Consider the following 11,974-nt stretch of genomic DNA (forward strand, 5'->3'; position numbering starts at 1 on the left):
ATTTTTAACTATGAGATTTTTAAAATTATTTGTTCTACTGATTGCTCTGCCAATTTATTCGCAGCAAGGTGGAATGTGGATTCCCTCTTTATTAAAAGGGATGAATGAAACAGAAATGAAAAGTTTAGGTATGAAAATGTCTGCTTCAGATATTTATGACACAAACAATTCTAGCTTAAAAGATGCTGTACCACACTTTAATGGTGGTTGTACCTCTGAAGTTATCTCTCCAAAAGGTTTATTATTAACGAATCACCACTGTGGTTTTGGAGAAATTCAATCGCACTCTACAATTGACCATGATTATCTTACAGATGGTTTTTGGGCAATGAAACAAGAGGATGAATTACCAAATCCAGATTTAGTAGCTACTTTTATCGTTAAGATTGAAGATGTAACTTCACAAGTATTGAGCGGTGTCTTGTTATTGCCTACTGAACAGGAAAAACAACAAAAAATTCAAGAAAACATTGCTAAAGTTACAGCTTCATTCAAAAAAGAAGCTTGGCAGGAAAATAAAATCCGTACGTTCTATGAAGGCAATCAGTACTTATTATTTGTTACTGAAACATTCAAAGATGTTCGTTTAGTAGGTGCTCCACCTTCCTCTATTGGAAAATTCGGATCTGATACAGACAACTGGGTATGGCCAAGACATACAGGGGATTTTAGTCTATTCAGAATATATGCTGACAAAAACAATCGTCCAGCTTCTTATTCTAAAGACAATGTACCTTATACACCAAAACATTTCTTACCAATTTCTTTAGATGGTATCGAAGAAGATGATTTCACTTTAGTATTTGGATATCCAGGTAGAACAACAGAGTATTTACCTTCTATCGCTATTGAGCAAATCGTAAATGAGTTAAACCCTGCAAAAATTGAAGTGCGTGATGCGGCTTTAAAAATAGCAGATGGTTTCATGCGAAAAGACAATGCTATCAAAATTCAATATGCTTCAAAATATGCTAGCATTGCAAACTATTGGAAAAAATGGATTGGAGAAACACAAGGAATTAAAAAATCGAATGCAATTGCAATAAAAAGAACTGCTGAAAAAGAATTCCAACAAAAAGTAACTAAAGCGGGTAAAGAGTCTGAATATGGTACTCTGTTAGCTGATTTTGAAACAAACTATAAAGAGATTGCTCCTTATGCCTTAAGTAGAGATTACTTTACTGAAGTTGTATTGCGTAATACTGAGCTTTTAAGCGCTGGATTTAAACTTTATCAATTAGAGCAAGTTTACCTTAATAAAGGAGAACAATCTTTTAATGATCGTAAAGCAAACCTAATTAAGGGACAAGAGGAATTCTATAAGGATTTCAATAAAAATGTAGATGAAAAAGTTTTTGAACAATTGGTTCAATTATACGGAACAAAATCACCTAAACAATTTTTACCAGCTACTTTGCAGAATGCTAATTACAAAAAATTAACGGCTGAAATATATGGTAAATCTCAATTGACGGACTACAATGGATTCCAGAATCTATTAAAAGGAGACGCAAAAGAAGTGATCAAAAAAATAAATAAAGACAAAGGCTTTTTATTCGTAAAATCATTAGCGGATAATTACTTTAAAAACGTTAGCCCTAAATATGATGAGATCAACTTAAAAATTACAGCTTTACAACGTACCTATATGAAAGCATTATTAGAGTTGAATACAAATTCTCGTATTTTCCCTGATGCAAATAGTACTTTAAGAGTAACCTATGGTAAAGTTGATGGATATGAGCCTAAAGATGCGGTACACTACGAACCTGTAACGTATTTAGAAGGTGTAATGGAAAAATATATTCCAGGAGATTATGAATTTAATGTTCCAGAGAAATTAATTCAACTCTACAACGCAAAAGATTTTGGTCAATATGGTGTAAATGGGAAAATGCCTGTAAACTTTATTGGAACAAATCATACTACTGGAGGTAATTCTGGTAGCCCAGCAATTGATGCTTCAGGAAATTTAATTGGTTTAAATTTTGACCGTGTATGGGAAGGAACCATGAGTGATATCTATTATGATCCTGCAATTTGTAGAAACATTATGGTAGACATGAGATATGTCTTATTTATTATTGATAAATATGCGGGTGCAAAGCACTTAATTGACGAAATGAAACTCGTTCACCCAAAGAAAAAATAGGTCGAAAATAATTAAAAAAGGTGTTGTAAGAATTAATCCGAATGTATTTTAACTGAGAATAACTAATTTTCAACGATATTTTTGTCAAATTCTTAAAAAAAACACCTCAAAATCGGCGTTAAAGCATTGAAAAACAGCATATTTATTTATTTTCAAAAACTTTAAAAAAATTTTATTAGAATTATTTTATCGTATTAAAAAATTTATATCTTTGCCTCGAATTAATAATTAACCTTTATAATTTAGTAAGATGAAAAAAGTTGTATTAAGCTTAGCATTAGTTGCTATGATGACAGTAGTTTCTTGTAAAGATGCTGCTACAGAAGCTCCAGTAGAAGAAACTCCAGCTGTTGAGGCTGTTGAAACAGTTGAACAAACTGCAGTTGAGGCTACTCAAGCTGTTGATTCTGCTGCTACTCAAGCTGTAGATGCTACTAAAGCTGCTGCTGACAAAGCTGTAGAAGAAGTTAAAGCTGCTCACTAATATTTAATTAGTCAAAGCATTTAAAGCCACGCCTAGCGTGGCTTTTTTATTTTATATACTTTTCAAAACCTATTCTTTCGCTAGCTTATTCCATAAAAAAAAGGTTCAACTTCAAAAAGTCAAACCTTATATATCTTAATCATCACAAAGCCCTAAGCCACTTTCTCTTCCTGCTCTTCCTCTGTAAAGAAGAAATCATTTTCAGAAAAATCTAAAGTCTCTGCTTTTGAGGCATATAATTTAATTTCATCAATCCCTTTTGCTATTCTCAATTCAGTATTAAATTTTCTGCTGGTTGCCAAAACCTGTCCGTTTAATATTATCCTGAAAAAGAATTTACCGTTTGATGCCTTAAAGCGTACATAATAACAATATTCTGTATTTGCTTTAATCGTTTCAATATCTTCTTCGCATTCTACCTTCGTAGCATACTTTGCACTGGTTAAAGTTGTATTTCCTCTTCTATTGGTATAAACAAACTTATATTCCCCATTTTCTCTTTTGCTTATAACAAACGCTCCCATAACTAATATCATTCAAATTACACTCTATCGACACACCTCACAATATAGTCGATTTTTACAAAAATACTTACAAATTTTACAAATTAAAAACATGCTTATAAAGTTTATAACGCACAAAAAGGGAAAACACACAGCCTTAACCTCTTAAGTTTATCATAATTTTCAACATCGATCACAGCTTCCTATTGTTTTAAAATTTAAAAAATCAATCCATCCATTTCGTATTTTTCCTTAAATTTGACTTCTAAGCCATTATTCCAAATACCTATAACCACTAACCGCATCGAGCCAATTAAAAGCCAACATAAGCTTAAAATCTATCTGAAAAAGCATTCTACTGTTTGTTCCACAGCACAAAATCTTACAAAAATGATTTTCGAACATAAACACAAACCCCTAGTACTTAAAAAAGTCTAATCTATCTACCCTGAGAACGCCACTATGAAAACTATTTTCGAACAAATGGATTCTTACTATCCTCTTTCCGAGGCTTGCAAAAAAGATCTCGCAACATCTTTCATCAAAAGAAACATCTCAAAAGGTGATTTTTTACTGAAAGCAGGAGAGATTCCTAAAGAGTATTACTTCGTTAATAAAGGACTATTTTCCTATTATTATCTTGCAGAAAATGGTGATATGGTCATCAAAATCTTTTTTGCAGAAAATTCTTTTGTCGCATCAACCTCAGCACTTATACAACAACAGCCGAGTTTATTCTCTATTTATGCTTTAGAAGATTCTGAAGTCATACAATTTAGCGCTTCTGAATTTAGACGATTACTTGAAGTACATCATGACCTAGCGCTGTACCACATCCGATATATTGAAAAGAACTGGATTGTAGCCAAAGAAAATTCAGAAATTACATTAAAATACGAAACTGCCAAAAAACGGTATCTTCAATTTCAACAGGATTACCACACTATAGAACATCGTCTTAAACAACATCATATTGCTTCTTTTCTAGGCATTACTCCTACTCAATTAAGTCGAATTCGCAAGGATTTAGATTTATCTTAAAACATCAACATATGTAAATGTTTTCCATTTTTTAATGTCAGAATTTTGTCCTATAAAATTTAAACATTAAAATTATGAAACGCATATTATCCTTAGGATTATTATTTTGTGGGTACTTTAGTCAGGCTCAAAATTTCAAAAATCCAGCAGAATTATTCGATCCGACTCCTTACGGATTCAATCACTCCGTCTCAGTTCCTTTGCAAGGCGAATTAATTTTCATCTCTGGACAAAGTGGAGGCCAAGGAAAATCCCACATCTTAAGTTCTGATTTTAGAACGCAGGTTCAAGTTGCTTTAAAAAATCTTGTTATCGTACTGGATTCTCATGGACTCAAACCACAAAACACTACAAAAATCACAATCTTAATCGTAGATCATTCTCCTGAGAAATTAAAAATCTGGTCGGAAGAAATGAACAAGGTATGGGAACCGAAAAATTTTCCCGCAAGCACACTTATTCCAGTTCCCCGTTTGGCTATTGACGGCATGCAAATCGAAGTTGATGCTATCGCCTACAAAAAAAGTAAATAATCTTAATTCCAAAATCATGAAACACATTCCACATACTTGGGTTATTTTATTTTTATGCATCAGCACCTTCTGTCAATCGGCAAACACAAAAACTATAAGCGTTTTTAGCACCGCTATGAACAAAAGTATTCCTGTTATAGTAATTACACCCGATTATACTAAAAACCAAAAATTAAACAGCGTATACATCCTTCATGGGTATAGCGGCAACCCAACCCGCACTTTAGAACAGGACATTCCAACGTTATCGAAACGCGCTGATATTGATCATACCATTTTTATTCTTCCCGATGGTAACTTTAGCAGCTGGTATGTAAATAGCCCTATTGAATCTTCTTCCCAATACGAGACTTTTATTGGACAAGAATTGGTAGACTACATCGACAATCACTTCCCAACTCATAATGATAAAAACAAAAGAGGATTACTAGGATGGAGTATGGGTGGCTATGGTACATTGTTAATTGGAAGCGAATATCAAAATACCTTTGGCATTATCGGGAGTATGTGTGGCGCCTTAGATTTCAGACCTTTTATCAAGGATTATCAAGTAGACAAAGTGCTAGGTCAAGATGGTTTTGTCTGGGAACAATATGTTATTGCTAATCGTATTTCCTTTTTCAAAAATACACAGCAAAAAATTATTATTGATTGCGGAACGGAAGACCCATTGATTGATCAAAATCGGCAATTTCATCAATCTTTGCTAAATAATAAGATTCCACACGAGTATATCGAGCGTCCCGGAGGACATACTGCAGCCTATTGGTCCAATGCCGCAATCACCCAATTAAATTATTTTATAGAATTTTTCAATAAAAAATGGCCATAAAAAAAAGCTCCTAATTTCTTAGGAGCTTTTTTTTATCTAATTTAAATCTATAAATACGTAATGGGTATAAATAGAAAAAGCCCGTATAAATACGGGCTTTCTGAGTACTCAGAGCGGGACTTGAACCCGCACGAACATTACTGTTCACTGGATTTTAAGTCCAGCGTGTCTACCAATTCCACCATCCAAGCATTATAAGTAGCCGAGCGAAAAACGGGATTCGAACCCGCGACCTCGACCTTGGCAAGGTCGCGCTCTACCAACTGAGCTATTTTCGCGTTATCAATTTTTCAAATGAACCGCATTACTTGTTCTGTATTGCGGTTGCAAATTTAGTACATTTATTCAATTACACAAGCCTTTTTTGAAAAAAAATTTACCTAAAAATATAACTTTCTGATAACGTTAATATTAAACCCAAATATTTTTTCTGAAATATTAATTTATTTCTTCGTAAGCATCCTTTTTATCTCATTCAGCTTCATTAAAGCCTCTACTGGTGTTAAGGTATTGATGTCTAAACTTAGTATTTCTTCTTTTATTTCTTCCAACAATGGATCATCCATATTAAAAATACTCAATTGCATTTCTTCTTTTTCCGACTTAATTCCATTTAATGCTTCTCCTGAATGGTCTTTTTCTAGTTTCTTCAAAAGTTTTTGCGCTTTCTGAATTACGGTTTGAGGCATTCCTGCCATTTTAGCCACATGAATACCAAAACTATGCTCACTTCCTCCTTTGACTAATTTTCGAACAAACAGAACGGTGTCTTTCAATTCTTTTACCGCTACATTGTAATTCTGAATACGTTCCAGAATATCCGACATTTCATTTAATTCATGATAGTGTGTTGCAAATAGTGTTCTTGGTCTTCCAGAATGTTCATGTAAAAACTCTGCAATAGCCCATGCTATAGATATTCCATCATAGGTACTGGTTCCTCTTCCTATCTCATCCAATAAAACCAAACTGCGATCGGATAAGTTATTTAGAATGGAAGCCGTTTCGTTCATTTCAACCATAAAGGTAGATTCACCCATCGAAATATTATCTGAAGCACCAACACGTGTGAAAATTTTATCGATCACACCCATTCTAACACTTTCTGCCGGCACAAAAGACCCCATCTGAGCCAACAGTACTATTAAAGCCGTTTGACGTAATATCGCCGACTTACCAGACATGTTAGGCCCCGTAATCATGATTAATTGCTGAGTTACATTATCTAAGTATACATCATTTGCAATATAGGGAACTCCAACTGGTAATTGTTTTTCAATAACAGGATGTCTTCCATTTTTGATATCCAATTCGAAGCTTTCTTCCAACGTTGGGCAAACATATTTGTTCTCTATTGCCAACTGCGTAAACGAAGTCAAACAGTCTAACTGCGCTACTAAACTAGCATTCAACTGAACTTGTTTAATATATCCTGTAATCCATCCGACCAATTGCTCAAACAACTGTCCTTCTAATTGATGAATTTTATCTTCGGCACCTAGTATTTTTGTTTCGTATTCTTTCAGTTCCTCCGTGATATATCGTTCTGCATTTACTAGCGTTTGTTTTCTAATCCATTCTGGCGGAACTTTATCTTTGTGTGTGTTTCGAACTTCTATATAGTATCCAAAAACATTATTAAATGATATTTTCAACGAAGTAATACCTGTTCTCTGTGATTCTCTAACTTCTATTCCTTCCAAATATTCTTTTCCAGAAAAAGCAATACTACGCAATTCATCTAACTCTTGATTAATTCCTGTTGCAATAGCATTTCCTTTTGCAATAGCTACCGGCGCATCCTGATTTAGTGTTGTTTTTATTTTTTCACGCAGCAATTCACAGCTTTCCAACTTATCTCCAATCGCTTTTACTGATGGATTTGGACTTTCTAAGGCTAGTGTTTTTATGGGAATAATTGCATCCAAAGAGTCTTTCAGATAAACTACTTCTCTAGGACTTACTTTGCCCGCAGCAATTTTAGAAATTAGACGTTCTAAATCTGAAATCTGCTTAATCTGATATTGAATTTTTTGTAATACTTCTGGATTATCTTTAAAATAGGTTACCACTTGATGGCGATCTCTAATTTTATGAATATCCTTCAATGGTAAGGCTAACCAGCGTTTTAACAATCGACCTCCCATAGGGGATAGTGTCCTGTCAATTACATCCAAAAGCGTGACAGCATTTTGCGCTGTACTGTAATACAACTCTAGATTACGAATAGTAAAACGATCCATCCAAACGTAAGCATCTTCAGCTATACGATTAATAGTACTGATGTGTTGTAACTTATTATGTTGTGTTTCGGATAGATAATATAAAATCGCTCCAGAGGCAATGATTCCTTCAGCCAATTCCTCTATTCCAAACCCCTTTAAAGAATTGGTTTGAAAATGATTTGTTAGCGTTTCAAAAGCATAATCTTGCTTATAAATCCAATCTTCCAAGTAAAAGGTATGATGGTTTTCGCCAAAATGCGTTTTAAAATCATTCTTATTTTGTTTTGGTACTAATACTTCACTAGGCCCAAAATTTTGCAATAATTTATCAATATACTCTTCATTTCCTTGTGCCGTAAGAAACTCTCCTGTAGAAACATCTAGAAAAGAGATCCCTACTGTTTTCTTTCCAAAATAAACGGATGCTAAGAAGTTATTTGACTTTGATTGTAACACCTCATCATTCATCGAAACTCCAGGGGTAACCAATTCTGTCACACCACGCTTCACAATCGTTTTAGTCATTTTTGGATCTTCCAACTGATCACATATCGCCACACGAAGTCCCGCCTTTACCAATTTTGGTAAGTAGGTATTTAAGGAGTGGTGAGGAAAACCTGCCAGTGCCGTTTCAGTTTCCGACCCTGCTCCTCTTTTCGTTAAAACGATTCCTAAAATTTTGGAAGCACGTATCGCATCTTCTCCAAAGGTTTCATAAAAATCCCCTACTCTAAATAATAAACACGCATCAGGGTATTTCGCCTTTATCGTGTTGTATTGTTTCATTAATGGTGTTTCTTTGGGTGCTTTGTCCGTATTGGAAGTAGATTTCTTAGCCACAACGTGTATTTTTAACGCATTAGTATATGTTGCGAAGTTAAAAAAAAATGCGGGAAATCAGTAGTCTTATCTGGCTAAAGACTTTAAAAGTATATTTCTCTTGGAGGTTAATTCATAAAAAAAACCAACAAAAAAATCACTTTTGTTGGTTTAGATAAAAAACAATTAAAAACAAAGTTGCATCAATATCATATTATATTCAGCACTAAAACCTGAATACTAGTCTTATTTTTATACTTAATTTCAAACATTTAACATTTGTGGTATATATTTTGATAAAAAGAAGTTCTCTCCCCCCATATTTATAACCAAACTGAACGCGATGAATGCGAAAAAAAAGCACATTTTAAATACGGAAGAGGCTCATGCACTATTCATAGAAAATAACACTACCGATTCTTCCTTTGGACAAAAAAATCCAATTTCAAATTATAATAACGATTTATTACTGTTTGAAATAAAAAACAATATCAAAGAAAATATTCCTTTCAAAACGGAATCCTACTCTATCATTTTATGCATTAAGGGTAGCTACACCAAAACTTCAGGACCACATACCTTTAATATCACACCGCATTCCATCCACATTACAAGACCTAATCAACAGCAGGTATTTTTTGATGTGAGTACTGATATTCATTGTTTAGTCATCACATTCTTACCTTCTTTTTTCATTGACACTCCTATTTCTTCTGACATAATTGAGCAACTTTTACTGTTAAGCCCAAAATATCCTCCTTATTTTCAATTGGATGAGAATAGCTTCGACACTATGTATGATTTGTATGGCCGCATTAATGACGAATACAACCTTGATCAATTCTTTAGCCGTAATATTCTAATCAATATGCTTATCGAATTGTTATATCGAATTAACAGATTGTGTATTGAAGATCCTTTTCCCCTCGAATCTTCACTTCCAAGAGGTGAACAATTGATTCGTCAATACCAAGAACTTATCGATAAACATTTTCGCACTTCCAAAACTGTAAAAGAATATGCAGATCTTTTAACAATTAGTCCTAAATACTTGAGCGAAATTGTGAAAACTGAAACAGGTCAAACTGCGTTATCCATGATTCATTTTCGTGTTATTCAAGAGGCTCGGTATCAATTGAAATATACCTCAAAAACCATAAAGGAAATTTCATATTTACTGAACTTTAATGATATTACACACTTCAGTCGCTTCTTTAAGAAAAACTGTGGTATAACTCCTTCTTTATTTCGAAAATCTGCTAACTCCCCCGAGATTCCCCACAAATAATCTATATAAGAATGGAATTTTCAACCTTCAATCTGCATATTACTTCTAAACTATTATTAAGATTGTTTTTTCACTGAAAATCAATTTTGTAAACATGACAACACGATTCTTTTAATCTATTACTTAAACATTCTTAAATCTTATTATTACAAATTTACTCCTCTATTTCTTGTTAAAAAGTTCCATAAGTTGGTAATCATGACCAATTATTCATACTGTTCAAATTGATTATTTCTTTTCGAAGTCTCAATAAAATTTATCTTGGAGTTTCTTCAGCTATTTTCGTTTCTTATCTTTGCACCATGAGAAAATTAGAGAACGCCGAACTGGATCGAAAAAACATTGAAGAGTTTAAAAATGCTGACAAAACTCCAATCACAATCATATTGGATGATATCCGTAGTCTTCACAATATTGGTTCAGTTTTTAGAACTGCTGATGCTTTTCTATTGGAAAAAATCTATCTGTGTGGTATTACTGCAACTCCTCCAAACAAAGAAATTCACAAGACGGCCTTAGGCGCTACAGATACTGTGGCTTGGGAATATTCTGAAAATGTATTAGACGTAATTGCTCAATTACAGCAAGAAAAGGTAATAGTATTAGCTATTGAACAAGTAGAGAGTGCTGTATTTTTACAAAACTTTGTTCCTGCTGAAAATCAAAAGTACGCGCTTGTTTTTGGGAATGAGGTAAAAGGAGTTTCTCAAGAAGCAGTGGCACTTTGTGACGGTTCTATTGAAATTCCACAATTAGGAACAAAACACTCCTTGAATATTTCAGTAAGCGCGGGGATTGTTGTATGGGATTTATTCCAAAAGATGCGTTTCTAATTCGAATTAACTGTCTTTTATTTTATTCTGAATAGCATCGAGAACAAAAAGATAATCTTCGTGGTTTTCAACAAAGTCTTTTTCAGACATATCGATAATCAAAACGTTCAAATTTGTTTGAGATTTGATGTAGTCTAAATATCCTTGATTAATACGCTCTAAGTAATCGGGTGCAATATCTTTTTCGTATTCTCTACCTCTTGTTTTTATATTTTGCAGCAAACGATCTGTATTTTGGTACAAGTAGACATACAAATCTGGTTTTGGCATTTCTTTATAGATGATATCAAATAATTTTCTGTACAGTCGGTATTCATCTTCTGTCAATGTTACTTTAGCAAAAATCAGTGATTTAAAAATGTGGTAATCTGCTACGATAAAATCTTTAAATAAATCGAATTGCGCTAAATCGTCTGATAACTGTTGGTATCGATCTGCGAGAAAAGACATTTCCAAGGAGAAAGCATAGCGATTCTGATCTTTATAGAATTTCGGCAGAAAAGGATTATCTGCAAAACGTTCCAAAACTGTTTTTGCATTAAAGTCATCGGCTATTTTATTGACCAAAGTCGTTTTTCCTGCCCCAATATTCCCTTCTATTGCAATATAATTGTAGTGTACAAATTGATATTCCTCAAGTGGTTTTTTTACTACTTTAAATACTTTACATTCACTTGCATCATTCGACTCTACGACTAACTGAGTAACTGTTTTTTGCAATTTCGGATGGGTCCAATCCATTTTCAAATCTTGCATCGGTAACAAAACAAAAAGTCTGTTTTGCATGTGTGGATGTGGCACAATTAATGTATCTGTAATAATAACATCTTCATTAAAAGTGATTACATCAACATCAATAATTCTGGCTTGGTATTCTGGTGAAATTTTTCGGATTCGTCCTAATTGTTTTTCAACATTCAGCACATCCTCTAAAATATTTTGAGCCGATTTGTAGGAATGAAGAAGTATAGCGCAATTCAAAAAAGGCTCGCTTTCAAAACCCCAAGCTGGAGTTTCATATATTCTGGACACGTCGACAACTGTACCGACTTCCCTCTGAATCAATTTAATACATTGTTCTATAACGTTTAGTCGATCCCCTTGATTGCTTCCTATTGATAAAACTACTCTATTTTGCTCCTTCATATTAAGGGCAAATTAACTAAAAGAAAATTAGAAAAACGGTATATTTGCAAGGACTGTTGATAAATTTTTTTATTCTGTTTTTAATTTTTTTTCTCTTTTAAGGAATATTTAAAAAACA

Annotated in this window: 10 protein-coding genes and 2 tRNA genes; 7 read left to right on the top strand and 5 right to left on the bottom strand. The window is 33.5% G+C overall.

Translation table 11 applies throughout. From position 1 onward, the window contains the following. The first annotated feature begins 10 nt into the window (after positions 1-10). Together P6733_RS15200 and P6733_RS15205 are read left to right on the top strand one after the other, a co-directional pair. Positions 11-2,152, top strand: a complete 2,142-nt coding sequence (locus P6733_RS15200; RefSeq protein WP_306353784.1) for a S46 family peptidase — start codon at positions 11-13, stop codon at positions 2,150-2,152. 250 nt (positions 2,153-2,402) lie between these two features. Next, positions 2,403-2,636, top strand: a complete 234-nt coding sequence (locus P6733_RS15205) for a hypothetical protein (RefSeq protein WP_306353785.1) — start codon at positions 2,403-2,405, stop codon at positions 2,634-2,636. Between the two features lie 152 nt (positions 2,637-2,788). On the opposite strand, the gene P6733_RS15210 is transcribed toward P6733_RS15205, so the two are convergent. Further along, positions 2,789-3,160, bottom strand: coding sequence for a YegP family protein (locus tag P6733_RS15210; protein WP_306353786.1), 372 nt, complete (start codon positions 3,158-3,160; stop codon positions 2,789-2,791). Between the two features lie 441 nt (positions 3,161-3,601). Here P6733_RS15210 and P6733_RS15215 point away from each other — a divergent pair, with 441 nt between their 5' ends. The 3 genes from P6733_RS15215 to P6733_RS15225 all read left to right on the top strand — a co-directional run bounded on the left by P6733_RS15215 (position 3,602) and on the right by P6733_RS15225 (position 5,545). Beyond that, entirely contained in the window at positions 3,602-4,180 is a 579-nt protein-coding gene (locus P6733_RS15215) for a Crp/Fnr family transcriptional regulator (protein ID WP_306353787.1), read from the top strand. A 74-nt stretch (positions 4,181-4,254) separates the two neighbouring features. Next, positions 4,255-4,713, top strand: coding sequence for a RidA family protein (locus P6733_RS15220; protein ID WP_306353788.1), 459 nt, complete (start codon positions 4,255-4,257; stop codon positions 4,711-4,713). A 16-nt stretch (positions 4,714-4,729) separates the two neighbouring features. Beyond that, positions 4,730-5,545, top strand: a complete 816-nt coding sequence (locus tag P6733_RS15225) for an alpha/beta hydrolase (protein WP_306353789.1) — start codon at positions 4,730-4,732, stop codon at positions 5,543-5,545. Between the two features lie 105 nt (positions 5,546-5,650). Here the strand turns inward: P6733_RS15225 and P6733_RS15230 are convergent. The 3 genes from P6733_RS15230 to mutS form a co-directional block, all read right to left on the bottom strand. Beyond that, positions 5,651-5,736 (bottom strand) — tRNA-Leu (locus tag P6733_RS15230). 14 nt (positions 5,737-5,750) lie between these two features. Next, a tRNA-Gly gene (locus P6733_RS15235) sits at positions 5,751-5,823 on the bottom strand. 165 nt (positions 5,824-5,988) lie between these two features. Next, on the bottom strand, positions 5,989-8,556 hold the full coding sequence (gene mutS, locus P6733_RS15240; protein ID WP_306353819.1) for a DNA mismatch repair protein MutS: 2,568 nt from the start codon (positions 8,554-8,556) through the stop codon (positions 5,989-5,991). A gap of 376 nt (positions 8,557-8,932) precedes the next feature. On the opposite strand from mutS, the gene P6733_RS15245 reads away from it, so the two are divergent. After that, a complete protein-coding gene (locus P6733_RS15245; protein ID WP_306353790.1) occupies positions 8,933-9,877 on the top strand; it encodes a helix-turn-helix domain-containing protein in 945 nt (314 codons plus the stop codon). Positions 9,878-10,179: 302 nt separating this feature from the next. Continuing rightward, a complete protein-coding gene (locus tag P6733_RS15250) occupies positions 10,180-10,710 on the top strand; it encodes an RNA methyltransferase (RefSeq protein ID WP_306353791.1) in 531 nt (176 codons plus the stop codon). 6 nt (positions 10,711-10,716) lie between these two features. Here the strand turns inward: P6733_RS15250 and folK are convergent, their stop codons facing one another. Next, positions 10,717-11,856, bottom strand: a complete 1,140-nt coding sequence (gene folK / locus P6733_RS15255; RefSeq protein WP_306353792.1) for a 2-amino-4-hydroxy-6-hydroxymethyldihydropteridine diphosphokinase — start codon at positions 11,854-11,856, stop codon at positions 10,717-10,719. Positions 11,857-11,974 lie beyond the last annotated feature (118 nt).

The sequence above is a fragment of the Flavobacterium aerium genome (assembly GCF_030766725.1).
In the GTDB taxonomy this organism is placed as follows: Bacteria; Bacteroidota; Bacteroidia; order Flavobacteriales; family Flavobacteriaceae; genus Flavobacterium; species Flavobacterium aerium.